This window comes from Bradyrhizobium genosp. P, from assembly GCF_049949265.1.
Taxonomy (GTDB): Bacteria; Pseudomonadota; Alphaproteobacteria; order Rhizobiales; family Xanthobacteraceae; genus Bradyrhizobium.
In genome coordinates, this window is the sequence record NZ_CP188195.1 from 9,845,488 (window position 1) to 9,869,579 (window position 24,092).

A 24,092-nucleotide genomic window follows, 5' to 3' on the forward strand; every position below is an offset into this window, starting at 1 on the left:
AAAGTCTCTGGAATACTGGATCGCCCGGTCGAGCGGGGCGATGACAACGTGGAAGGCCGCGCGCACCTCCTAACGAACGAGACGCGGCGCGCGCAATCGCGTTGACTTTACGGTGCGTCCTCCCAATACTCCGCAAAAAAATAAAACCCGTCACAAATGACGGCTTCAGGGGAGGACGCGATGCCGACGTCACGCAGGACGCTGCTGAAGACTTCCGCGGCTGCCGCCGCTGCATTCAGCTTCGATTGGACACGCGCGCAGGCGCAGGCCGAGACGGTGCGCATCGGCGTGATCTACGACCTGACCGGTCCGTTTGCCGCCGGCGGCTCGGTGGCCTCCTCGATCGGCACGCAGATCGCGATCGATCTCGTCAACGAGAAGGGCGGCATCGGCGGCAAGCACAAGATCGCCCCTGTCAACGTCGATTCCCAAAGCAAGCCCGACGTCGCGATCAATGAGGCCAATCGCCTGATCGACCAGGAGAAGGTCGACATCCTCGAGGGCGTCTTTGCCAGCTCGCACGCGGTGCCGCTTGCCGCCAAGGTCGAGCAGCAGAAAAAGATCCTCTGGATCACGACCGCGGTTTCCACCGCCGTGTTCAAGGACAAGAACCTGCACTATGTCTTCCGCGCGCAGATCCATTCCGACCAGTACGGCGAGGCCTTTGGCGGTTTCCTCGGCGAGCACGCCAAGGCCATGCTCGGCATGGAGCCAAGGGACGTCAAGGTCGCGCTGATCCATGAGGACGGCCCCTACGGCGTCGGCGTCGCCGCCGCCGACGAGATGTTTGCGAAACAAGCCGGGCTGCAAATCGTGCTCAAGGAAGGCTATTCGGCCTCGACGCCCGACCTCTCCGTGCTGGTCACCAAGCTGAAGCGCGCCAAGGCCGACATCATTTCGCATGCCGGCTACAACCCCGATATCACCTTGTTCCTGCGCCAGGCGCGCGAGAGCGGGTTGAAGTTCAAGATGCTGTTCGGCGCCGGCGCGGGCTACAGCCAGCTCGACAAGCTGCGCGCGACGTTCGGCGCCGATATCGACAATTTCTGCAACATCGACCCGGTGCCGGCACAACTGCTCGATCCCGCCAAGCTCGCGCCGGGGGTCGGCGATCTCACCAAGACCATGGTCGCGCGCTACCGGGCGAAGACCAACGCGACGGAAGTTCCGCCGCATTGCTCGATGGGCTTCAACCAGACCTGGATCCTGCTCAACAACGTGTTGCCGGTCGCCCAGGAGAAGTATGGCGGCTTCGATCCGGAAGCCGTCCGCAAGGCGGCGCTCGACGTCGACATCCCGGCTGGCGGCACGATCCAGGGCTATGGCGTGAAGTTCTTCCCGCCCGATACGCCGATGTCCGGCCAGAACGAGCGCTCGACGCCGGTCGTGATGCAAAACGCCGGCGATCGTATCACCGTGGTCTGGCCGACGAAGATAAAGACGCAGGACCCGGTGTTCCCGCTGCCGAAGAGCTCGATCTACGCGGCGTAGTATGGTCGCATCGGGACTGCGCCCCCTCGCCCCGTTCTTACGGGGTCGAGACGAGCGAAGCTCGCTCTTAGAGGGTCGGGGTGAGGTGCTTCTCTCCGCGAATGCGATGCGGGCGAGACCTGTACCCCCTCACCCGGATTGCATCTCGCGATGCAATCCGACCTCTCCCCGCAAGCGGGGCGAGGTAAGGAAGGGGCCGCCGCTGCTCGCGCACGATCTCACAACATCACCCGCCGCCCCTCGTCTGCGGCCCAATAGCCCGCGTAGTTCACCTTCGTCGTCTCGAACGCCAGCGCGAGATCGGCCAGCGGTTGCCTTCCGGTCGCGACGCATTCCATGAAGTCCTGGATCTCCTGCAAATAGCCGCGGGTCCATTCCTCCTCGAGGCAGACATATTGCCAGCCGGTTTTGCGATCGACCTTCTCGGTGATGTAGACGCCGGCAAGCTTCTCCTCGCTGGTCTGGTAGCTTGTCAGATGCGTGTTCGGCGTGATGTTGGCGAATAGCGAGCCGCCCGAGGTGTAGGTCTCGATCAGATTGCGCACCCCGCCCATGATCATGTCGCCGGAGAACACCGTGGCCTTGGTGCCGTCGGAGAAGGTTGCGGTCAGCGTGCCCCAATCCTCGACATCGAGCGGATTGGCCTTGATGTAGGTGCGCTCCTCCGGCTTGAGGCTATCAGTGACGTTGCCGACGTCGCAGGTCACGCTGGCGACATTGATCGTCTCGCCTCGCGCACGGGCCTCGACCTGCTTGAGATAGAGCACCGCCGACAGCGGATGGCAGCCCATCCGGATCAACGATCCGCCGCCGGTCATGGCCCATTGCGCGGCATGCGCCGCATGCGAGCCGGAATGGCTCTCCTCGCCCTTCATGAACAGGATCTTATCCTTGGTGGCGCGGATGATCTCGGCGGTCTTGGTCACCGCCGGCGCGTAGATCCAGTCCTCGGCATACATGAACAGCTTGCCGGTCTTCTCGATCGCCGCGCGAGTAGCCGCCATCTCCTCCATCACGCGCTGGTACATCAGCGCCTTCGGCACATGCTTTCCGATCGGCTGCTTGTCGCCGTCGCGGCCGAAATAGCCGCTGAACGGCTTTTCGCAGATCACGTGTTTTCCCGCCTGCATCGCCTCGACGATCATCGCGGCATGAAGGTTGGGCGGCGTGCAGATGTCGATGACGTCAAGCTCGCGGTCGGCAACCAGCTCGGCGAAGCTGCGATAGGCGGTCGGAATCCGATGCTTGCGCGCGAACTCGACGACATGATCGCCGCGCGCCGCGACGGCCCTGACCTCGACATCGACGCCGTAGACGCGCCGATACGCAACCATATGGAGCTCCGACACGAAGCCGCAGCCGGCCAGACCGATCCTGATTTTTGTCATGGGGTGCTCCGCCCTTCAGGCGGAGGCAGAATAGCGTTTCACCATCACCGCGTCGAACGCATTCCCTGTGACGGCGCCCTTCCGGCGAACGGTGTCAGACGTCGAAGAACACCGTCTCGTTGTCGCCCTGCAGGTGGATGTCGAGCGTGTAGACGTTGCTTGACCCCGCCTTCCTGGCGATCAGCGTGGCGCGGCGATCGGCGGGCACCAGCGCCAGCACGGGATCGGCCGCGTTACCGGCTTCATCGTCGAAATAGATCCGCGTGTAGAGATGCAGCAGCATGCCGCGCCCGAATACCGCGAGCACGATATGCGGCGCCTGCGGCTTGCCGTCGGGATCGGGCACCGAGCCCGGCTTGATGGTGTCGAACGCGTAGCCGCCGCTCGCGTCGGTGCCGCAGCGGCCAAAGCCCTTGAAGCTCGAATTGGGCAGCGCGCGCTTGTCCTGCGGATCGGAGAAGCGGCCTTGGGCATCGGCCTGCCAGATCTCCAGCATGCTGTCGGGGACCACCGCGCCGTCGCCGTCATAGACCTTGCCTTCGACGCGGATGCGCTCGCCGGAGACATCAGGCGTCAGCAGGTTGTTGGTGAAGGCGTCGTTCCATTCATACGCGCCACCAGGCGTCAGGCCGTACTTGAAATAGGGACCGACGGTTTGCGAGGGCGTTACGCCATCAGGACGCGGGTTCGACACTTATTTGGTCTCCATCGGCGTGGCGCTCTGCCCGCGCAGCACGATATCGAAGCGGTAGCACAGCGCCCATTCCGGCTTGGTATTCTCGAGATCGAACGACGAGACCATCCGCGCCCGCGCTTTCTCGTCCGTCACCGAGTTGAAGATCGGATCGAACGGGAACAGCGGGTCACCCGGAAAATACATCTGGGTCACCAGACGTGAAACGAAGGAATGGCCGAACACCGAGAAATGGATATGCGCGGGCCGCCATGCGTTGTGGTGATTGCCCCACGGATAGGCGCCGGGCTTGATGGTGACGAACTTGTAGTAGCCGCTCCCGTCGCTCTGGGTGCGGCCGGCGCCGGTGAAATTCGGATCGAGCGGCGCCGGATGCTGGTCGACGACATGGACGTAGCGGCCGCAGGCATTGGCCTGCCACAGCTCGATCAGCGTATTCGGTACACCGCGGCCGTCTTCATCCAGCACGTGGCCATGCACGATGATGCGTTCGCCGAGCGGCTCGCCCTTGGCCTGGATGGTGAGGTCGTTGTCGTGCTCGCGGACGGTCTCATGACCATACACCGGGCCGGTGAGTTCGGAGAGCGTGTGCCGCATCGGGATCAGCGGCTTTTGCGGCGACCGCTTCACGGTCGAGCGGTAGGCCGGCGACAACCGTGCCGGATGCGCCGCAAGCGACTGCAACGGATACTGTAAGGTCATGGCTGATGCCTCCGCAGGCCACACGCCGGTGAGCCCTGCCGCCGATCATTATCGAACATAACCAATCCCGGGAAGGGCTGTTTTCAGCCCTTCCAAGCTGTTGGCCTAGTTCAACTTTTCGATCGCGAGTGCGACGCCCTGGCCGACGCCGACGCACATAGTTGCCAAGGCAAGCTTTCCACCCCGCTTCTCCATGCCGTGCACGGCGGTCAGCGCCAGCCGCGCGCCGCTCATGCCGAGCGGATGCCCGAGCGCGATCGCGCCGCCATGCGGATTGACGAAATCGGCATCTTCCTTGACGCCGAGCTGGCGCAGAACGGCGATGCCCTGCGAGGCGAAGGCCTCGTTGAGTTCGATCAGGTCGAAGTCCGACACCTTGATGCCGAGCCGCTCGACCAGCTTGCGGACGGCCGGCACCGGGCCGATGCCCATGATGCGCGGCGGCACGCCACCCGAGGCAAGGCCAAGGATTTTCGCACGCGGGGTCAGTCCGTGCTTCTTCACGGCGGCTTCTGAGGCCAGGATCATCGCAGCGGCACCGTCATTGACGCCGGACGCATTGCCCGCGGTCACGGTGCCCGGATTGCGCACAATCGGCTTCAGCTTGGCGAGACCTTCGAGCGTGGTTTCGGGCCGCGGATGCTCGTCCTTGTCGACCGTAATGGGTCCGGCCTTGCCGCCCGGCACCTGGATCGGGGTGATCTCCTCGGCGAAATAGCCTGCCGCGATCGCGGCACCCGCGCGCTGCTGCGATCGGATCGCGAAGGCGTCCTGATCGGCGCGCGAGATCTGGAACTCCTCGGCGACGTTCTCGCCGGTCTCCGGCATCGCGTCGACGCCGTACTGCGCCTTCATCAGCGGATTGATGAAGCGCCAGCCGATCGTGGTGTCGTAGATGTCAGCCGAGCGCGAGAACGCTTCAGCGGCCTTGCCCATCACGAACGGCGCGCGCGTCATCGATTCGACGCCGCCGGCGATCGCGAGATCGATCTCGCCGGCGCGGATGGCACGGCCCGCAGCGCCGACCGCGTCCAGGCCCGACGCACACAGCCGGTTCAAGGTCTGGCCGGGAACCGAATCGGGAAGGCCGGCCAGCAATAGCGCCATACGCGCGACGTTGCGGTTGTCCTCGCCAGCCTGGTTGGCGCAGCCGAAAAAGACTTCGTCGACCTGCGTCCAGTCCAGCGTCGGGTGCTTGGCCATCAGCGCCTTGATCGGGGCCGCGGCGAGGTCGTCGGCGCGCACCTTGGCGAGCGAGCCGCCGAAACGGCCGATCGGAGTCCGGACGGCATCGCAAATATAGACATCACGCATTGAATTTCTCCCTGAATGCCGTCGTTTAGGCGCTGGATGGCTGGAACTTGGGGCGAGTTTTAGGAGTGTGCCCCCGGCAGGTCAATTGACGCGGCTGCGCGTCATCAGCGCAATACCGTGAGGTCTGTCATGTCCAATACCGTGGAGAGGGTGGAAAACCCCACCGCCACCGGTAGGACCACGCTGAAAAATTTTGTAGTTTCCGCCCCCTGTAGCCGGGTTCTGATGAAATCAGAACCCGCTCCAGGTTCTCTTCTGACGCGTTTTCTTCACGCGAACCGGTGCCCACTTCTCTCGAAAACGCTTTGATGACCATTCAGCAGCCCATCCCCGTTCCGCCCGAGGCCACATCCGCCACTGACGCGCCGTCGCGCGTCACGCCGATGATGGAACAGTACCTGGAGATCAAGTCCGCCCATCCCGGCCTGCTGCTGTTCTACCGGATGGGCGATTTCTACGAGCTGTTCTTCGAGGACGCCGAGATCGCCTCGAAGACGCTCGGCATCGTCTTGACCAAGCGCGGCAAGCATCAGGGCATGGACATTCCGATGTGCGGCGTGCCGGTCGAACGCTCCGAAGATTATTTGCATCGTCTGATCGGCGCCGGCCACCGCGTTGCGGTGTGCGAGCAGACCGAGAATCCGGCGGCCGCCCGTGCCCGCGGCAACAAGAGCGTGGTGAGCCGCGGCGTGGTGCGGCTGGTGACACCGGGCACGCTGACCGAAGACACGCTGCTCGATGCCCGCACCAACAATTATCTGATCGCGATCGCCCGCGCCCGTGGCTCATCCGGCGCCGACCGGCTTGGGCTTGCCTGGATCGACATCTCGACCTCCGAATTCATGGTGACGGAGTGCGCGACCGCGGAACTGGCGGCGACGCTGGCGCGCATCAACCCGAACGAGGCCATCGTCACCGACGCGCTCTATGGCGACACCGAACTCGCCCCCGTATTGCGCGAACTGCCGGCGGTGACGCCGCTGACCCGCGACGTGTTCGACGGCGCCACCGCCGAGCGTCGGCTGTGCGACTATTTCGCGGTCGCGACCATGGACGGCCTGTCGGCGATGTCGCGGCTGGAGGCGACCGCCGCCGCCGCCGCCGTCACCTATATCGACCGCACCCAGGTGGGCAAGCGCCCGCCGCTGTCACCGCCGACCCGCGAGGCCGCCGGCACCACGATGGCGATCGATCCGGCCACCCGCGCCAATCTCGAACTGACGCGGACGCTGGCCGGCGAGCGCCGCGGCTCGCTGCTCGATGCGATCGATTGCACGGTCACGGCCGCGGGCTCGCGGCTGCTGGCACAGCGCCTCGCCGCGCCCCTTACCGACGCTGCCGTGATCGCGCGGCGGCTCGATGCGATCGCGGCCTTCGTCGCCGACAGCGCGGCGCGCGAGGATATCAGAACCGTCCTTCGCGCGGCGCCCGACATGTCGCGCGCGCTAGCGCGGCTCTCGGTCGGCCGTGGCGGGCCGCGCGATCTCGCTGGCTTGCGCGACGGCATCCTCGCCGCCGACCAGGCGCTGGACCTGCTGGCGCTGACCGACAATCCGCCGGCCGAGGTCGCCGCGGTGATGGCGGCGCTGCGCCGCCTCTCGCGCGATCTCGCGCAGGAATTTTCCCGCGCGCTGTCCGAGCAACTGCCGCTGATCAAGCGTGACGGCGGCTTCGTCCGCGAGGGCTATGAAGCAGCCCTCGACGAGAGCCGCAATTTGCGCGACGCCTCCCGCCTCGTCGTTGCCGCGATGCAGGCGCGCTATGCCGAAGACACCGGCATCAAGACGCTGAAGATCCGGCATAACAATGTGCTCGGCTATTTCGTCGAGGTAACCGCGCAGCACGGCGACAAGCTGATGGCGCAGCCGCTCAACGCGACCTTCATCCATCGCCAGACGCTGGCAGGCCAAGTCCGCTTCACCACCTCGGAACTCGGCGAGATCGAGGCAAAGATTGCGAACGCCGGCGAGCGGTCGCTCAACCTCGAGCTCGAGATCTTCGAACGGCTGAGCGCGATGGCGCTCGCGGCCAGCGACGATCTGCGCAATGCCGCGCATGCCTTTGCAATGCTAGACGTCGCGACCGCGCTGGCCAAGCTCGCGATCGACGACAATTACGTGCGGCCAGAGGTCGACGGCTCGCTCGGCTTTGCCATCGAAGGCGGCCGCCATCCGGTGGTCGAGCAGGCGCTGAAGCGGGACGGCCAGCCGTTCATCGCCAACGCCTGCGATCTCTCGCCGGCGCCTGCGCAAAAATCCGGCCAGCTCTGGCTGATCACCGGTCCGAACATGGCCGGCAAATCGACCTTCCTGCGCCAGAACGCGCTGATCGCGCTGCTGGCGCAGATCGGAAGCTACGTGCCGGCGTCGCGGGCGCGGATCGGCATCGTCGACCGGCTGTTCTCGCGTGTCGGCGCCGCTGACGATCTGGCGCGCGGACGCTCGACCTTCATGGTCGAGATGGTCGAGACCGCCGTGATCCTCAACCAGGCGAGCGAGCGGTCGCTGGTGATCCTCGACGAGATCGGCCGCGGGACTGCGACCTTCGACGGCCTGTCGATCGCCTGGGCTGCGATCGAGCATCTGCACGAGAGCAACCGCTGCCGGACGCTGTTCGCCACGCATTATCACGAGCTGACCGCGCTCTCGGCCAGGCTGCCGCGGATGTTCAACGCCACGGTACGGGTGAAGGAATGGCACGGCGACGTCGTGTTCCTGCACGAGGTGCTGCCGGGCTCGGCCGACCGCTCCTATGGCATCCAGGTCGCGAAGCTCGCAGGTCTCCCGCCCGCCGTGATCGCGCGCGCCAAATCGGTGCTGGCGAAACTCGAGGCCCAGGACCGCGGCCAGACCGCGCGTGCGCTGGTCGATGACCTTCCGTTGTTCGCGGTGCCATCGCGCGCCGCCGCCGAGGCCGCGCCGCCGAGCGAAGCCGAGCTGTTGATGCAGGCGGTGAAGGCCCTGCATCCCGACGAGATGTCGCCGCGCGAGGCGCTGGATGCGCTGTATGCATTGAAGGCCAAGCTGCCGAAGGCATAGACGGTGCCGTAGGATGGGTGGAGCGCAGCGATACCCATCAATTTTCTGGCCGACAGAATGATGGGTATCGCTACGCTCCACCCATCCTACGATATCTAAATTCGCGACCGCTTCCGCCGCCCATTCCACCACAGCGTCAAATTCCACGCGATGCAGGTGGCGAGTGCAATGCAGAGTCCGATCGCCGAGCCGAATTGCGCGACCGCGACATGCAGCACCGCGATCCCGAGGCCGAAGCCCAGCAGGCCCCAGGCGCTGTTGGCGAGCACGGCGGCGGTCGCAGGACCCCCGATGCGCGGATGCAGGATCAGCATCATCGAGGAGAACACGATCGGAAACAGCGCCATCACACCGGTGACGCGCGGACCGACCCAGCCCGAGGTCGTGACCACGGTTGCGACCAGCGTGGCAACCAGCGCTGCGCGCAGCGGGATGTCGTACCAGCGCCGGGCCAACAGCGGCATCTTCGCAACGTGCCGATAGGGTTTGAGCAGCGGAACGCAGATCGCAAAGGTGATGGCGTTGACGATCAGGCCGGCGGCGAGCGTCCACTCGAACTGCCGCATGATGGTGGCGAGCACCAGCCACACCGCGATCGCCGTGCCGGCGCTGATCCACATGCTGAAGCGCTGCGCCAGCACGGCATAGACGAGACCCATCAGAATCGTCGCCGCGTTGACCGGCAGGCTCGCCAGCGCTCCCTTGGCGATGAAGGCGGCGTCATGGTCGAGCGCGAGGAAGGTATAGGACGGCCCCGCCGAGATCGGCAGTGTCGCGACCAGCGCGCCGATCACCGGGCCCGAACGCTCCGTGATGATGGAGGCGCTGACCACGAAGGCGGCCGTGATGGCCATGCGCAGGACGAGCGTGAGGAGGAAGTGGAGTTCGGGGGGCATGCTATCCGTCGTCCCGGGCAAGCGAAGCGCGACCCGGGACCCATAACCACGACGGCCCGTGGGGGGCGAAAGCCGTCGAACAGCGGGGCTTGAATCGAGAGGACACGGCGTATGGGCCCGGCTTTCGCCGGGGCGACGGGGCTAAACTCGCTTCATCAGATCACACCCGCTTCATCGAGACCGACACTTTCGGGCCATTCTTGATGGTCTGATAGACCACGCAATAGCGCTCGGTGAGTTTCAGCAGCAGGTCGAGCTTGTCCTGCGGTGCGTCGGTGCCGACGTCGAAGCGCAGGCGGATCTCGCGGAAGCCGACCGGCGCCTCCTTGTCGACGCCGAGCGTGCCGCGGAAATCGAGATCGCCCTCGGCGAACACGTTGCCGGTCTTGAGCGGCACCTCGACGGCGGTCGCGACCGATTTCAAGGTGACGCCGGCGCAGGCGACCAGCGCCTCCAGCAGCATGTCGCCGGAGCAGAGTTCGAGCCCGGAACCGCCGGTGGCGGGGTGGAGGCCGGCCACCGCGAGCGCGCGGCCGGTCTCGACCTTGCAGGAAAGGCTTTCGTTGTCGATCGTGCCCTTGGCTTTCAACGTGATCACGGCGGCCGAGGGATCGGTCTTGTAGCGCTCCTTGATCGGGGCCTGCATTGCGCGGAGTTCGGCGGAGTCCATGGTACTGCTCCCGGCTGTTCTTCTTATACATCGATGTACCTCCCAATCGGGCCGGTGTCACGACGTAAGATTGCGAGACCAAAAAAGTTCATGTTACAGTTCAACAAGTTAAGCGTTTGGATGGACGGTGACGTCATCATCGTGAATGCAGGAATGCCTCGGGAGGGCGCGAAGCCGCCATGGATCGGCTGGTTGCGCCGAATCGACCGTGACAGCACGCGCCCGGTCCTTTAATCGGATTAAGTCATGGACAGCGTCGTAGCCGAGAGCCGCCCTCACGCGGACGATCGTTTCGAGACCGCGCGGGTCACCGCTGCGATCAATGCCCTCGCCGAGACGCATTCCGGCCGCGAGGACCAGTTCCGTGCCGCGATGGCACAGCTGCTCAAGGCCGAGATGATCTCGGCGCGCGACAAGGCGCAGGCGCTGCTGCTGAAGGACCGTCACGGCCGCCGCTGCGCCGAGCGGCTCTGCTTCATGCAGGACGAGATCATCCGCATTCTCTACGCGGCGGCAACCAGGCATCTCTATCACTCGCCGATCCCCTCGAGCGCCGAGCGCATGGCGGTGGTCGCGACCGGCGGCTATGGCCGGGGCCTGATGGCGCCGGAGTCCGACATCGATCTGCTATTCATCCTGCCCTACAAGCAGACCGCCTGGGGCGAACAGGTCGCAGAGGCGATCCTCTACTGCCTCTGGGACATGGGGCTGAAGGTCGGCCACGCCACCCGCTCGGTCGATGAATCGATCCGCCAGGCGCGTGGCGACATGACGATCCGCACCGCGATCCTGGAGACCCGGTTCCTGACCGGCGACCAGCCGCTCTATGACGAGCTGGTCGAGCGCTTCGACAAGGAAGTCGTGCAAGGCACCGCATCCGAATTCGTCACCGCAAAGCTCGCCGAGCGCGAGCAGCGGCACCGCCGCGCCGGCCAGTCGCGCTATCTGGTCGAACCGAACGTGAAGGATGGCAAGGGCGGCCTGCGCGACCTGCACACGCTGTTCTGGATCGCCAAATATGTCTACCGGGTGAGCGACACCGACGAGCTGCTGGAGCGCGGCGTGTTCGACGCCCAAGAGTATCGCATTTTCCGGCGCTGCGCCGATTTCCTCTGGTCGGTGCGCTGCAATCTGCACTTCTTCGCCGGGCGCGCGGAGGAGCGGCTGTCGTTCGACATGCAGCGCGAGATCGCGATCCGTCTCGGCTACACCTCGCATCCCGGCATGCAGGACGTCGAGCGCTTCATGAAGCACTACTTCCTGATCGCCAAGGACGTCGGCGACCTTACCGCGATCCTGTGCGCAAGGTTGGAGGAGGAGCAGAAGAAGCCGGCGCCGGTGCTGAGCCGCATGGTGGCGCGCTTCCGCCCCGGCGGCGCCAAGCGGCGGCGCGTTCCCGAGAGCGACGACTTCATCGTCGACAACAACCGCATCAATCTCGCCGCGCCGGATGTCTTCAAGCAGGACCCGGTCAACCTGATCCGGATTTTCCGCCTCGCGCAGAAGAACAACCTCGCCTTCCATCCCGACGCGATGCGCACGGTGACGCGCTCGCTGAAGCTGGTCAACACCCAGCTCCGCGAGAATGAGGAAGCCAACCGCCTGTTCATGGAGATCCTGACCTCCGACAATGCGGAGATCGTGCTGCGGCGGATGAACGAGACCGGCGTGCTCGGCCATTTTATCCGCGCCTTCGGCAAGATCGTGTCGATGATGCAGTTCAACATGTACCACCACTACACGGTGGACGAACATCTGATCCGCTGCATCGGCTTCCTGCAGGAGATCGCGCGCGGCGCCAGCGAAGAATTCGTGGTCGCCAGCGACCTGTTCCGCAAGATCCGCCCCGAGCACCGCCCGGTGATCTATATCGCCACGCTGCTGCATGACATCGCCAAGGGCCGGCCTGAGGATCACTCGATCGCCGGCGCCAAGGTGGCGCGGCGGCTGTGTCCGCGACTCGGCTTCTCCGCCGCCGATACCGAGCTGGTGGCCTGGCTGATCGAGGAGCACCTGACGATGTCCACCGTCGCGCAATCGCGCGACCTGTCCGACCATAAGACGATCGAGAATTTTGCAGCCGTCGTGCAGTCGGTCGAGCAGATGAAGCTGCTGACCATCCTGACCACCGCCGATATCAGAGGCGTCGGTCCGGGCGTCTGGAACGGCTGGAAGGCGCAGCTTCTGCGCACGCTGTATTACGAGACCGAACCGGTGCTGACCGGCGGCTTCTCGGAGGTGAACCGCGCCCAGCGCATCGCGGTGGCGCAGGCCGAATTCCGTCAGGCCTTCACCGAATGGCCGGAAATCGAGCTCAACGCCTATATCGGCCGGCATTATCCGGCCTACTGGCTCAAGGTCGAGCTGCCGCGCAAAATTCGCCAGGCGCGCTTCATCCGCGCCAGCGAGCTGGCCGGGCACAAGCTCGCGATCAATGTCGGCTTCGACGAGATGCGCGGCGTCACCGAGCTGACGATCCTCGCGACCGACCATCCCTGGCTGCTGTCGATCATCGCGGGAGCCTGCGCCTCCGCCGGCGCCAACATCGTCGACGCGCAGATCTACACCACGACCGACGGCCGCGCGCTCGACACCATCTCGATCTCGCGCGAATACGACCGCGACGAGGACGAGGGTCGGCGCGCCACCCGGATCGGCGAAATGATCGAGGACGTGCTGGAAGGCAAGCTGCGGCTGCCGGACGCGGTGGCGCAGCGCACGGTGCGCAGCAAGGCGCGGCCGTTCGTGGTCGAGCCCGAGGTCATCGTCAACAACCAATGGTCGGACCGCTACACCGTGATCGAGGTTTCCGGCCTCGACCGGCCCGGCCTGCTCTACCAGCTCACGACCGCGATCTCGAAGCTCAACCTCAACATCGCCTCGGCCCATGTCGCGACCTTCGGCGAGCGCGCCCGCGACGTGTTCTACGTCACCGACCTGCTCGGCGCCCAGATCAACGCCCCGACCCGGCAAGCCGCGATCAAGAGCGCACTATTGCATCTGCTGTCGAGCGAGGACAACGCGGCGAAGCCGGCGGCCTAAGAAGTCACCTCGCCCCGCTTGCGGGGAGAGGTCGGATCGCATGGAATGCGATCCGGGTGAGGGGGAGTCTCCGCGAACACGTCCCTCACAATTGATGCGGATCGAGCCCCTCACCCCGACCCTCTCCCCGTAAGAACGGGGAGAGGGAGAACATCGCGCTAAACCTCCACCCCCTCGTGCCGCAGCAGCCAGCGCTTCCTTTCCAGCCCGCCGCCGTACTTCACCAGCGAGCCGTTGGCGCCGATCAGGCGGTGGCAGGGCAGGACGACGCTGATCGGGTTCGAGCCGTTGGCGTGGCCGACCGCGCGCATCGCGTTCGGCGCCTGCAGTCTCGCCGCCAGCGCGCCGTAGCTCATGGTGGTGCCGGGCGGGATCTTCGGCAGCGCGTGCCATACCTTCTGCTGGAACGGTGTGCCGGCGACACGCCATTCGATAGCGGCGAGCCGATCGAGATCGCCCTTGAAATAGCCGCCGAGCGCGCGCAGCAGATCACGCGGCGCACGGCCATCCCGCAACGCCACCGCGCCGTAGTGCAGGCGCAGCAGCTCGAGCATCCGCGCTTCGTAATCGTCCCAGTCGAGCGCGCGCAGCGCACCGTCATCATCGGTCACCAGCAGCGCCATGCCGATCGGCGTCGTCAGGCGGTCGAGGTTGAAGGTCTGGATCGTCTTCGGGGCGGTCATCATCGTCTCACGGACATCGGCAGCGCTCCATGGCACTCTTTCACTGACTGGCTGCCGGCGTCCACCCGAATCCCGCGACACTGCGTGCAGGCGGCATCGCCTTGCAATGCCATCATCGTTCCTCCATCATCCCTGCCAACGGTGACATCCGCCGGCGGATAGCTCGCGGACAAGATCATCGGCAACATGGGAGGTCACGATATGAGGAGCGTGCATTTTCTCGCTGCGACTGCGCTGGCGATCGCGTTGTCGATCACATCCGCCGCCGCGCAGAAGAAATATGACATCGGCGCGACCGACACCGAGATCAAGATCGGCCAGACCGTGCCGTTCTCGGGGCCTGCGTCGGCCTATGCCGGCATCGGCAAGACCCAGGCTGCCTATCTCAAGATGATCAACGATCAGGGCGGCATCAACGGCCGCAAGCTGAACCTGATCCAGTATGACGACGCCTATTCGCCGCCGAAAGCGGTCGAGCAGGTGCGCAAGCTGGTCGAAAGCGACGAGGTGCTGTTCACCTTCCAGATCATCGGCACGCCGTCGAACGCCGCCGTGCAAAGATATCTCAATGGCAAGAAGGTGCCGCAGTTGCTGGCCTCGACCGGGGTGTCGCGCTTCTCCGATCCGGTCGCCGCACCCTGGACCATCGCGTTCAATCCGAACTACCAGTCCGAGGGACGCATCTACGCCAAATATATCCTGGCCAATTACCCGAACGCAAAGATCGGCATCTTCTACCAGAACGATGATCTCGGCCGCGACTACATCACCGGACTGAAAAGCGGGCTCGGCGACAAGGCCGCGACCATGATCGTCGCCGAGGCGTCCTATGAACTGACCGACCCGACGGTGGATTCCCAGATCGTCAAGTTGAGGTCCGCCGGCGTCGATCTGCTGTATGACGCCTCGACGCCGAAATTCGCGGCGCAGGCGATCCGCAAGGTCGCTGATCTCGGCTGGAAGCCGGTGCACATCCTCGACATCAATGCGAGCCCGGTGTCGGCGACGCTGAAACCCGCCGGCCTCGACATCTCCAAAGGCATCATCTCGACCAACTACGGCAAGGACCCGGCCGATCCGCAATGGAAGGACGATTCCGGCCTGAAGGCCTATTTCGCCTTCATGGACAAATATTACCCGGAGGGCGACAAGCTCAACACCGTCAACACCTACGGCTATTCGACCGCGGAGCTGCTGGTGCAGGTGCTCAAGCAGTGCGGCGACGACCTCACCCGCGAGAACCTGATGAAGCAGGTGACCAGCCTGAAGAACTTCGTGCCGAGCCTCGCGCTGCCCGGCATGTCGATCACGACAGGACCGAACGACTACCGCATCAACAAGCAGATGCAGATGATGAAATTCAACGGCGAGCGCTGGGAGCTGTTCGGCCCGATCATCGAGGACACCGGCCCGGCGGGCTAGCAGCCTTTCCACGGCAAGACTGCGCCCCCTCGCCCCGCTCTTGCGGGGTCGAGACGAGCGTAGCTCGCTCTTAGAGGGTCGGGGTGAGGGGCACTCTCCGCATATGCGACGACAGAAGAGTTTTGCGGAGACTCCCCCTCACCCGCATCGCATCTTCGATACGATGCGACCTCTCCCCGCAAGCGGGGCGAGGCGAAGCCAGACCGAACCGTGCGCCCCGCCGCCTTTTGCGCCGCCCCCTACTTTCGTTCACTGGAATCGTTCACCTTTTCGGCGCGGCTCGTCTTGCGTCGCAACAAGGGTTCCTCCAGTATCCGGCGCAAGCGATGGCGACCTGCGGGAATTTGGACTCGTGGGCAAGATCATCGGCTCAACATCAATCACGTGAGGAAAGCAGCATTATGAGGAATGGGATTTTCCACCTGGTCGCGGCGACGGCGCTCGCCGTCGTGCTGTCGGCGTCTTCGGCCTACGCGCAGAAGAAGTACGATTCCGGCGCAAGCGACACCGAGATCAAGATCGGCCAGACCGTGCCCTTTTCTGGACCGGCATCCGCCTATGCCAGCATCGGCAAGACCCAGGCCGCCTATTTCAAGATGATCAACGACCAAGGCGGCGTGAACGGCCGCAAGATCAACCTGATCCAGTATGACGACGCCTATTCGCCGCCGAAGGCCGTCGAGCAGGCGCGCAAGCTGGTCGAGAGCGACGAGGTACTGCTGACCTTCCAGATCGTCGGCACGCCGTCCAATGCGGCCGTGCAGAAATATCTCAACGCCAAGAAGGTGCCGCAGCTGTTCGCCGCCACCGGCGCCTCGAAGTTCACCGACCCGAAGAACTTCCCGTGGACGATGGGTTTCAATCCGAACTATTTCGTCGAAGGCCGGATCTACGGCCAGTATATCCTGAAACAGCATCCCGACGCCAAGGTCGGCGTGCTCTATCAGAACGACGACCTCGGCAAGGACTATCTGAACGGCATCAAGGCCGGCCTTGGCGAAAAGGCGGCCAAGATGATCGTGGCCGAAGCCTCCTACGAGGTCTCCGATCCGACCATCGACTCGCAGGTCATCAAGATCAAGGATGCCGGCGCAGATCTGTTCTTCTCGGCCTCGACGCCGAAGCAGGCCGCGCAGGCGATCAAGAAGATCTACGAAATGGGCTGGCATCCGGTCCAGATCGTCGACATCAACGCCACCTCGGTCGGCGCGGTGCTGCAGCCGGCGGGCCTGGATGCGTCCAAGGGACTGATCAGCACGAATTACGGCAAGGATCCGGCCGACCCGCAGTGGAAGGATGATGCCGGCATGAAGCGGTATTTCGACTTCATGGCCAAGTATTATCCCGACGGCGACAAGAACTCGAACTTCAACACCTATGGCTACGCCACCGCGCAAATGCTGGTGACGGTGCTGAAGCAGTGCGGTGACGATCTGACGCGCGAGAATGTCATGAAGCAGGCCGCCTCGATGAAGGATGTCGCGACCGACATCGCCCTGCCGGGCATCAAGGCCAACACCTCGCCGACCGACTACCGCGTCAACAAGCAGCTTCAGATGATGAAGTTCAACGGTGAGCGCTGGGAACTGTTCGGCCCGATCCTCGAGGACGTAGGTCCGGCGGGCTAGTGGATTGGTCGATGCGAGATGCGATCGGCGGCCTTCGGGCCGCCGATTTTATTTTTGTCCGCGCATTCCAATCTATCCCCGTCACCCTGAGGCGCTCGCGAAGCGAGCCTCGAAGGGCCGACGGCTACGAGTGGGGCCGATTCATCCTTCGAGGCTCGCAAGAGCTCGCGCCTCAGGATGACGGGGATGGAGAGCGCTCATGGCTTTGAGCGCAGTTATTTAGGAATCTCTCCGAACGTCTTCCCCACCGGCAGCACTGCGTGCCGGATCAGCCGCGAATCCTCGACGCCGGCCTGGCGATGCTTCACCGCCTCGCGATAGACGGGATCGCGGATCATCTCGACGAAGGCGCTGACATCAGGATACTCCGCGATGAAGCAGTGATCCCAGCGCTCGGCCTCGGGGCCGATCAGCATCAGCTCGAACTTTCCCTGCCAGACGATGCGGCCGCCGAGCCGCTCGAACACCGGGCCGCTTTCGCGGCCGTAGGCGGCATAGGCTTCCGCGCCGGTCGCCTTGCGGCCGTCGGGATAGGCGGCCTGTTCCCGCAAGCGGACCAGGTTGAGCATATGGATCGGGCCGGGCCGGTTGTTGTCCCGGAATTGCGCGAAGACTTCCTTGGTCGGATCGATGTGGCCCATGCGGCACTCCCTTTTTTGTTCCATGCGCATTTAAGCACGCCCCGCCCAACCTCCTAATCCCGCGTTAAGCTTTGCGTAACCGCCCCTTAAACCGGGAACGCTAGCGTGCCGCGGAAATAGTGTGAGCGTTGCGCATGGCGTGGGGACAGAAAAAGGGCGCAGGGCGCAAGGAGCCGCTGTTCGGGCTTCCGGCCGCGCTCGCCGACCTGCGGCTGTCGGTCGCCGATCGCATTCCCGGCGGTGGCGACGACAAGCCGGCCAAATCCAGGCCCAAGAACAACACGTCCGGCAGCGATTCCGGCGGCGAAAAGCCACGTCCACCGCGCAGCAGCAGCAAGCGCCGCGGCAAATCACGCGGCACTGTCATTGGCCGCCTGTTCTACTGGACCGCGGTGCTCGGCCTCTGGGCCGGTATTGCCGTGATCGGTGTCGTGGTGTGGGTCGGCGCGCATCTGCCGCCAATCCAGTCGCTGGAGATTCCGAAGCGGCCGCCGACCATCCAGATCGTCGGCCTCGACGGCACCGTGATGGCGCAGCGCGGCGAAATGGCCGGCGCCAATGTCGCGCTGAAGGACCTGCCGCCTTATTTGCCGAAAGCCTTCATCGCCATCGAGGACCGCCGCTTCTATTCGCATTACGGCGTCGACCCGATCGGCATCCTGCGCGCGGCCGTGACCAACATCATGCATCGCGGCGTCTCGCAGGGCGGCTCGACGTTGACCCAGCAGCTCGCCAAGAACCTGTTCCTGACCCAGGAGCGCACCATGCAGCGCAAGCTGCAGGAGGCCGAGCTCGCGCTCTGGCTGGAGCGCAAGCATTCCAAGACCGAGATCCTCGAGCTTTATCTCAACCGCGTCTATTTCGGCTCCGGCGCCTATGGCGTCGAGGCCGCGGCGCAGCGCTATTTTGGCAAGTCGGCGAAGAACGTCACCCTGGCGGAGGCCGCGATGCTGGCGGGTCTCGTCAAATCGCCGTCTCGGCTAGCCCCGAACCGCAATCCGGAAGGCGCCGAGCAACGCGCGCAGATCGTGCTCACCGCCATGGCCGACGCCGGTTTCATCACCGAGGCCCAAGCTAAAGCCTCGATCGGCCAGCCCTCGATCAATGTGAAGCCGGCCGGCGCCGGCACCGTCAACTATGTCGCCGACTGGATCGGCGAAGTGCTCGACGACCTCGTCGGCCAGATCGACCAGGACATCACGGTGCAGACCACGATCGATCCGAAGCTGCAGAACATCGCGGAGGCCGCCGTCATCGACGAGCTCGCCGCCAAGAGCGTGAAGTTCAATGTCAGCCAGGGCGCGCTGGTGGCGATGTCGCCGGATGGCGCGGTGCGCGCCATGGTGGGGGGGCGGAACTACGCCGAGAGCCAGTACAACCGGGCGGTGACGGCGAAGCGCCAGCCCGGTTCGTCGTTCAAGCCGTTCGTCTATCTCACCGCGGTCGAGTCCGGGCTCACGCCGGATACGATCCGCACCGATGGCCCGCTCGACGTCAAGGGCTGGAAGCCGGAAAACTACACCCACGAATATTTCGGCTCGGTGACGCTGACCCAGGCGCTGGCGATGTCGCTGAACACGGTCGCGGTGCGGCTCGGGCTCGAGGTCGGGCCAAAGAATGTGGTGCGCACCGCACACCGGCTCGGCATCTCGTCGAAACTCGAACCCAACGTCTCGATCGCGCTCGGCACGTCGGAAGTTTCCGTGATCGAAATGGTCGGCGCCTATGCCCCCTTCGCCAATGGCGGATTTGCCGTCTCGCCGCATGTCGTGACCAAGATCCGCACCAGCTCGGGCAAGCTGCTCTACGTCAGGCCCACCGAGCAGCCCAATCAGGTGATCGAGCCGCGCTATGACGCGATGATGAACAGCATGATGCGCGAGACCCTGATCTCGGGCACCGCGCGCAAGGCCGAGATCCCCGGCTGGACCGCTGCGGGCAAGACCGGCACCAGCCAGGATTATCGCGATGCCTGGTTCATCGGCTACACCGCCAATCTCGTCACCGGCGTCTGGCTCGGCAATGACGACAGCTCGCCGACCAGGAAGGCGACCGGCGGCGGCCTGCCGGTGGAGGTGTGGACCCGTTTCATGAAGGCCGCGCACCAAGGCGTGCCGGTCGCGACCATTCCGAACTCGCAAGGCAATTGGGGACCGGCAAACCTGATCCAGGTGTCGTCGCAGGTCACCGCGCCGTCGGCACCGCCGATGCAGACACAACCGATGCAAGTGCAGATGCAGGCGCCGCCGCCGCAACCGGCCGCCGGCAGTTACTATCGTCCGCCGCCGGCCCGCGCGTCCACACCACCCAACCCGAACGCCCGGCCCGAAGCGGCTGCGGGGCTCGACGGCTGGCTGACGGACCGTCTGTTCGGCGGCCGCCGCTCACAGTGACCTGTAACCCGGATGAAGATGCGTAGGATGGGTGGAGCGTAGCGATACCCATCATCTCACCGGGTGAAAATTGATGGGTATCGCTTCGCCCCACCCATCCTACGAGGCTGTGAATCTTTTTATGCCATATGTCGGGCTGATGTGATTCTCTTGGCAGGTTGATTTGCTGGAGAGACTGATGGCTGACGACAAGCTGTTCGACGACTTGCCGGAGCAGTCGGCGCCACGGACCGAGGCGATGCCGCGCGGTGCACCTCGGCTGCGGGAGCCGGTGCGCGACCAAGTGGAACTGCGAGCGGTCGATATCGACAGCCTGATTGGGCAGGATCATCCAGCACGGGTGATCTGGGCTTATGTCGAAGGGCTCGACCTCAGTGCATTGGAAGACCGGGTCAAAGCGCGAGAGAACCGGCCGGGTCATCCGGCGCCATCACCCCGGCTGCTGCTGGCGCTGTGGCTGTACGCAACAAGTGACGGCGTTGGCAGCGCGCGGGCGCTGGACCGGCTCTGCAACAGCCACGACGTTTACCGCTGGCTCTGCGGCGGCGTCTCTTTGAACTATCACACGCTGTCGGACTTCCGGGTCGGTTGTGCCGACCTGCTCGACCGTTTGCTGGTCGAGCATCTGATGGCCCTGAGCAAGGTGGGGCTGGTTGATCTGGAGAAGCTGGCTCAGGACGGGGTGCGGATACGGGCGAGCGCAGGAACTGGCTCGTTCCGACGAGAGGCGACGCTAGATCGGCAGATGGCCCAGGCCCAGGCGGTGGTGGAGGACCTCAAGCGCGAGGTCGATGCGGATCCGGAAGCCAGCAATCGGCGGATCCGAGCCGCCAAGGAGCGCGCAGCACGCGAACGCAACGAACGGGTGCAAGCGGCGCAAGCGGCACTGGCCGAGATCAAGCGCAAGCGAAAGCAACTCGACGAAAAAGGCGGCAATGGCAAAAAGCCGAAGGAGCCTCGAGCTTCCACCACCGACCCGCAGGCACGGGTGATGAAGATGGCGGATGCCGGCTTCCGCCCGGCCTACAACGTGCAGGTCGCCAGTGCGGCGGGCGAACTGATCGTGGTCACGGTCGATGTCGACAACAATGGATCAGATCGCGGCCTGATGCGGCCGATGCTGGAACGAACCCACGCATTGCTGAAGCGCTTTCCTCGCCGCCACCTCGTCGACGGCGGGTTCTGCAGCGGCGAGGACATCGAATGGGCGCATGGCGAAGGTATCGAGGTCTACTGCCCTCCGCCTCAATCCAGGAGCGGTGTCGATCCTTTTTTACCCCGGAGCAGCGATGGTCCCGGAGTATCCGCCTGGCGGGCTCGCATGACCAGCGAAGCAGGCAAGGCACAGTACAAGGTCCGTACGATCTGCGAATGCATCCATGCCCGCTGGCGCAACTGGGACCTCAGGCAACTGACCGTGCGCGGTATCAACAAGGTCCGCGCCGTCGTGCTCTGGTACGCTCTCGCCAACAACGTCCTGCAAGGCCATCGCCTCGCCAAGGCATAGTCCCCGCAACCACAGCCGAGCAATCCGACCCGATTGCTCCTCTGCACGCAAGAACTAACGGCTCCTACTTCGGATGCCGCTACACAAACCCAATTGGTTCACAGGCTCTACGCGCCGCGCGCTAACGGGCCCTAATCCTCAATCCCGTAACGATGCAGGTCGTTGCCGTGGGTGTCGAGCCAGTTCTTGGCGCGCGCGACCGACGAACAGACCTTGTCGACCACCCGCCAGAATCGTGGCGAGTGGTTCATCTCGACGAGATGCGCGACTTCATGCGCGGCGAGGTAGTCGAGCACGAAGGGCGGCGCCAGGATCAGCCGCCACGAGAAGGACAGCGAGCCGGCCGAGGTGCACGAGCCCCAGCGGCTGGATTGATCGCGGATCGAAATCCGCTTCACCCGGACGCCGAGTTCCGCCGCATAAAACTGCGCCGCCTTCTGCAGTTCCTTGCGCGCCTCCCGCTTGAGGAAGTCGTGCACGCGGCGGTCCATGTGCTCGACGTCCCCGGCGACGCAGAGAATCTTCTCGCCGCTGTCGCGCGTCTCGGTCCAGACCGTACCGCGCTCGCCGGCGCGATGAACGAGGCGATGCGCAACGCCGCGCAGCGGCACCATCGTGCCGGACTGGAACGGCGCCGCCTTCGGCAATCGGCCAAGGCGGGCGGCAATCCAGCCGCCATGGAGGTGCGCGAACTCCTTGGCTTCCGCGATCGTGCCGCGCGGCGGCATCGTCAGGATCGCCTCACGATCAGTCGGATGGATTCTCAGCGTATAACGCCGCGCCCGCCGGTGCCGGCGCAGCCTGATCGTGAAGAATTGGGAGCCGTGCCGGACCAAAAGAGTCGCGGGTTCGGCAGGCCGCCGGTAGAGGAGCGCGCGAGTAGCCATGTCTGAGAGTCCGGGGAGCAGGAGTTCGCCCGGATTCTGCCATATCCGCCGCCAGTGAAATCGCTCGGCGCAAAAACAAATCATTTGCCCAATATACAGGGGTTGGCCCGTCTTTGACCTCTACCTGCAGGGGCTGGAACCGCAATTTCTTCGGTGAATCAGAGTTGAAAGCATCGCTCAGTAAATGAAGCCACATTCATCCTTTGAGCGACCCCGGATTCGATATTCCTTTAGTCAATTCAGCGGCTTATGCCGCCGGGGGAATTGGGACCAGAACGCCACCTATTCAGCGGCGGCGACCAGGGAAAGCCGCGTATTGGCGGCCGAAACCATGAAATCAGAGATTCGCGGCACGATTTCAGAGCGGAAGCGCGATCCGTTGAACACACCGTAGTGCCCGACACCCTTCTGCACGTAATGCACGCGGCGATGATTAGGGATCGCGGTGCAGAGCGCATGCGTTGCCTCGGTCTGACCGAGGCCGGAGATGTCGTCCTTCTCGCCTTCCACCGTCATCAACGCGACGCGGCGGATCTTCGAGGGATCGACCGGCTTGCCACGATGGGTCATCTCGCCCTTCGGCAGCGCGTGCTTGACGAACACGAGGTCGACCGTCTGGAGGTAATACTCCGCGGTGAGGTCCATCACCGCCAGATATTCGTCATAGAATTCACGGTGCTTGTCGACGAGATCGCCGTCGCCCTTCACCAGATTGGCGAACAGCCGCTTGTGCGCGTCCATGTGCCGATCCAGGTTCATGCTGATGAAGCCGTTGAGCTGCAGGAACCCGGGATACACGTCGCGCATCACGCCGGGATGCGGGAACGGCACCTTGGTGATGACATTATTGCGGAACCAGTCGATGCCGCGTTCTGCGGCGAGGTTGTTGACCGCGGTGGGATTGCGCCGCGTATCGATCGGGCCGCCCATCAGCGTCATCGACAGCGGCACGAACGGATCGTTGTTCGCCTCCATCACCGACACCGCGGCAACCACCGGCACCGAGGGCTGGCACACCGCGATGATATGCATGTTGCCGCCCAGCGCGTGCAGCATCTCGATCAGGTAATCGACATAGTCCTCGAGATCGAAACGGCCGGCCGCGTGCGGCACCATGCGGGCATCCGCCCAGTCGGTGATGTAAACCTCATGCGTCGGCAGGAACGCCTCGACGGTGCCGCGCAGCAGCGTCGCATAGTGGCCCGACATCGGCGCCACGATCAGCACGCGCGGCTGCGGGCTGCGCAACGGACGCGTCAGCTTGCGATCGAAATGCAGCAGGCGGCAGAACGGCTTCTCCCAGATCGAGCGCACCTCGACCGGCGTGCGGACGCCGTTGACCTCGGTCGTCGGCAGATTCCATTCCGGCTTGCCGTAACGGCGGGTGGTGCGCTCGAACAATTCGCAGGCCGCCGCGACCGACTTGCCGAACTCGGTATGGGTCCACGGATTGAGCGGATTTTGAAACAGGATCTTGGTGGCGTCGGTCACCGCACGTGCCGGATTGAGCGACGCATGCCCCATCTCATACATCCAGTAGAGCGGCGTTGTGAGTGCCGGACTGCCTTCCGCCACCAGTGGCGGCGCACCGCCAAATTCACCAATCGGCATCGTCGTTCAGACCCCTGTTTTGCGCCGCAGCATACTGACCAATGCGTAATAATGCGTCAATGCACCGCTAACTGAATTTAGGGTC

Annotated in this window: 17 protein-coding genes; 7 read left to right on the top strand and 10 right to left on the bottom strand. The window is 64.4% G+C overall.

Going from position 1 to position 24,092, the window contains the following annotated elements:
- Positions 1-180: 180 nt before the first annotated feature.
- The gene (locus tag ACP2YO_RS47360) at positions 181-1,491 is read left to right on the top strand and encodes an ABC transporter substrate-binding protein (RefSeq protein ID WP_426437985.1); all 1,311 of its coding nucleotides are present in this window, start codon (positions 181-183) and stop codon (positions 1,489-1,491) included.
- Between the two features lie 218 nt (positions 1,492-1,709).
- On the opposite strand, the gene ACP2YO_RS47365 is transcribed toward ACP2YO_RS47360, so the two are convergent.
- The 4 genes from ACP2YO_RS47365 to pcaF all read right to left on the bottom strand — a co-directional run bounded on the left by ACP2YO_RS47365 (position 1,710) and on the right by pcaF (position 5,589).
- Entirely contained in the window at positions 1,710-2,879 is a 1,170-nt protein-coding gene (locus ACP2YO_RS47365) for a Gfo/Idh/MocA family protein (protein WP_426437986.1), read from the bottom strand.
- Between the two features lie 94 nt (positions 2,880-2,973).
- A complete protein-coding gene (gene pcaG, locus ACP2YO_RS47370; protein ID WP_426437987.1) occupies positions 2,974-3,573 on the bottom strand; it encodes a protocatechuate 3,4-dioxygenase subunit alpha in 600 nt (199 codons plus the stop codon).
- The gene (gene pcaH, locus ACP2YO_RS47375) at positions 3,574-4,275 is read right to left on the bottom strand and encodes a protocatechuate 3,4-dioxygenase subunit beta (RefSeq protein WP_426437988.1); all 702 of its coding nucleotides are present in this window, start codon (positions 4,273-4,275) and stop codon (positions 3,574-3,576) included.
- 105 nt (positions 4,276-4,380) lie between these two features.
- On the bottom strand, positions 4,381-5,589 hold the full coding sequence (gene pcaF / locus ACP2YO_RS47380) for a 3-oxoadipyl-CoA thiolase (protein WP_426437989.1): 1,209 nt from the start codon (positions 5,587-5,589) through the stop codon (positions 4,381-4,383).
- A 308-nt stretch (positions 5,590-5,897) separates the two neighbouring features.
- Between pcaF and mutS the strand changes: the two genes are divergently transcribed.
- On the top strand, positions 5,898-8,627 hold the full coding sequence (gene mutS, locus ACP2YO_RS47385; protein ID WP_426437990.1) for a DNA mismatch repair protein MutS: 2,730 nt from the start codon (positions 5,898-5,900) through the stop codon (positions 8,625-8,627).
- A 95-nt stretch (positions 8,628-8,722) separates the two neighbouring features.
- On the opposite strand, the gene ACP2YO_RS47390 is transcribed toward mutS, so the two are convergent.
- Together ACP2YO_RS47390 and ACP2YO_RS47395 are read right to left on the bottom strand one after the other, a co-directional pair.
- The gene (locus ACP2YO_RS47390) at positions 8,723-9,523 is read right to left on the bottom strand and encodes a hypothetical protein (protein WP_426437991.1); all 801 of its coding nucleotides are present in this window, start codon (positions 9,521-9,523) and stop codon (positions 8,723-8,725) included.
- 160 nt (positions 9,524-9,683) lie between these two features.
- Positions 9,684-10,193 carry an OsmC family protein gene (locus ACP2YO_RS47395; RefSeq protein WP_426437992.1) on the bottom strand — a complete coding sequence of 170 codons (510 nt, stop codon included), beginning with the start codon at positions 10,191-10,193 and terminating at the stop codon, positions 9,684-9,686.
- Positions 10,194-10,439: 246 nt separating this feature from the next.
- On the opposite strand from ACP2YO_RS47395, the gene ACP2YO_RS47400 reads away from it, so the two are divergent.
- Positions 10,440-13,235: a [protein-PII] uridylyltransferase gene (locus ACP2YO_RS47400; RefSeq protein ID WP_426437993.1), complete on the top strand. Its 2,796-nt coding sequence runs from the start codon at positions 10,440-10,442 to the stop codon at positions 13,233-13,235.
- A gap of 158 nt (positions 13,236-13,393) precedes the next feature.
- On the opposite strand, the gene ACP2YO_RS47405 is transcribed toward ACP2YO_RS47400, so the two are convergent.
- Complete coding sequence (locus ACP2YO_RS47405) at positions 13,394-13,918, bottom strand: methylated-DNA--[protein]-cysteine S-methyltransferase (RefSeq protein ID WP_426437994.1); 525 nt, start codon at positions 13,916-13,918, stop codon at positions 13,394-13,396.
- A 201-nt stretch (positions 13,919-14,119) separates the two neighbouring features.
- On the opposite strand from ACP2YO_RS47405, the gene ACP2YO_RS47410 reads away from it, so the two are divergent.
- Positions 14,120-15,340, top strand: coding sequence for an ABC transporter substrate-binding protein (locus ACP2YO_RS47410; protein WP_426437995.1), 1,221 nt, complete (start codon positions 14,120-14,122; stop codon positions 15,338-15,340).
- A gap of 401 nt (positions 15,341-15,741) precedes the next feature.
- Positions 15,742-16,968, top strand: a complete 1,227-nt coding sequence (locus ACP2YO_RS47415; protein ID WP_426437996.1) for an ABC transporter substrate-binding protein — start codon at positions 15,742-15,744, stop codon at positions 16,966-16,968.
- 215 nt (positions 16,969-17,183) lie between these two features.
- Here ACP2YO_RS47415 and ACP2YO_RS47420 read toward each other — a convergent pair whose 3' ends face one another.
- Positions 17,184-17,609, bottom strand: a complete 426-nt coding sequence (locus tag ACP2YO_RS47420; protein WP_426437997.1) for a DUF1330 domain-containing protein — start codon at positions 17,607-17,609, stop codon at positions 17,184-17,186.
- 134 nt (positions 17,610-17,743) lie between these two features.
- Here ACP2YO_RS47420 and ACP2YO_RS47425 point away from each other — a divergent pair, with 134 nt between their 5' ends.
- A complete protein-coding gene (locus ACP2YO_RS47425; protein ID WP_426437998.1) occupies positions 17,744-20,002 on the top strand; it encodes a PBP1A family penicillin-binding protein in 2,259 nt (752 codons plus the stop codon).
- A 178-nt stretch (positions 20,003-20,180) separates the two neighbouring features.
- A complete protein-coding gene (locus tag ACP2YO_RS47430; RefSeq protein WP_426435964.1) occupies positions 20,181-21,509 on the top strand; it encodes an IS1182 family transposase in 1,329 nt (442 codons plus the stop codon).
- 131 nt (positions 21,510-21,640) lie between these two features.
- Here the strand turns inward: ACP2YO_RS47430 and ACP2YO_RS47435 are convergent, their stop codons facing one another.
- Positions 21,641-22,480, bottom strand: coding sequence for a M48 family metallopeptidase (locus ACP2YO_RS47435; protein ID WP_426437999.1), 840 nt, complete (start codon positions 22,478-22,480; stop codon positions 21,641-21,643).
- Between the two features lie 198 nt (positions 22,481-22,678).
- A complete protein-coding gene (locus tag ACP2YO_RS47440) occupies positions 22,679-24,007 on the bottom strand; it encodes a polyhydroxyalkanoate depolymerase (RefSeq protein ID WP_426438000.1) in 1,329 nt (442 codons plus the stop codon).
- Positions 24,008-24,092: the final 85 nt, after the last annotated feature.

Bases quoted from the DNA above. Each gene is read 5' to 3' on its own strand.
- ACP2YO_RS47365 (WP_426437986.1), bottom strand. From the start codon at position 2,879: ATGACAAAAATCAGGATCGGTCTGGCCGGCTGCGGCTTCGTGTCGGAG.
- ACP2YO_RS47410 (WP_426437995.1), top strand. From the start codon at position 14,120: ATGAGGAGCGTGCATTTTCTCGCTGCGACTGCGCTGGCGATCGCGTTG.
- ACP2YO_RS47360 (WP_426437985.1), top strand. From the start codon at position 181: ATGCCGACGTCACGCAGGACGCTGCTGAAGACTTCCGCGGCTGCCGCC.
- ACP2YO_RS47430 (WP_426435964.1), top strand. From the start codon at position 20,181: ATGGCTGACGACAAGCTGTTCGACGACTTGCCGGAGCAGTCGGCGCCA.
- ACP2YO_RS47405 (WP_426437994.1), bottom strand. From the start codon at position 13,918: ATGACCGCCCCGAAGACGATCCAGACCTTCAACCTCGACCGCCTGACG.
- ACP2YO_RS47440 (WP_426438000.1), bottom strand. From the start codon at position 24,007: ATGCCGATTGGTGAATTTGGCGGTGCGCCGCCACTGGTGGCGGAAGGC.
- mutS (WP_426437990.1), top strand. From the start codon at position 5,898: ATGACCATTCAGCAGCCCATCCCCGTTCCGCCCGAGGCCACATCCGCC.
- ACP2YO_RS47390 (WP_426437991.1), bottom strand. From the start codon at position 9,523: ATGCCCCCCGAACTCCACTTCCTCCTCACGCTCGTCCTGCGCATGGCC.
- ACP2YO_RS47435 (WP_426437999.1), bottom strand. From the start codon at position 22,480: ATGATTTGTTTTTGCGCCGAGCGATTTCACTGGCGGCGGATATGGCAG.
- ACP2YO_RS47415 (WP_426437996.1), top strand. From the start codon at position 15,742: ATGAGGAATGGGATTTTCCACCTGGTCGCGGCGACGGCGCTCGCCGTC.
- pcaF (WP_426437989.1), bottom strand. From the start codon at position 5,589: ATGCGTGATGTCTATATTTGCGATGCCGTCCGGACTCCGATCGGCCGT.
- ACP2YO_RS47400 (WP_426437993.1), top strand. From the start codon at position 10,440: ATGGACAGCGTCGTAGCCGAGAGCCGCCCTCACGCGGACGATCGTTTC.
- pcaH (WP_426437988.1), bottom strand. From the start codon at position 4,275: ATGACCTTACAGTATCCGTTGCAGTCGCTTGCGGCGCATCCGGCACGG.
- ACP2YO_RS47395 (WP_426437992.1), bottom strand. From the start codon at position 10,193: ATGGACTCCGCCGAACTCCGCGCAATGCAGGCCCCGATCAAGGAGCGC.
- ACP2YO_RS47420 (WP_426437997.1), bottom strand. From the start codon at position 17,609: ATGGGCCACATCGATCCGACCAAGGAAGTCTTCGCGCAATTCCGGGAC.
- ACP2YO_RS47425 (WP_426437998.1), top strand. From the start codon at position 17,744: ATGGCGTGGGGACAGAAAAAGGGCGCAGGGCGCAAGGAGCCGCTGTTC.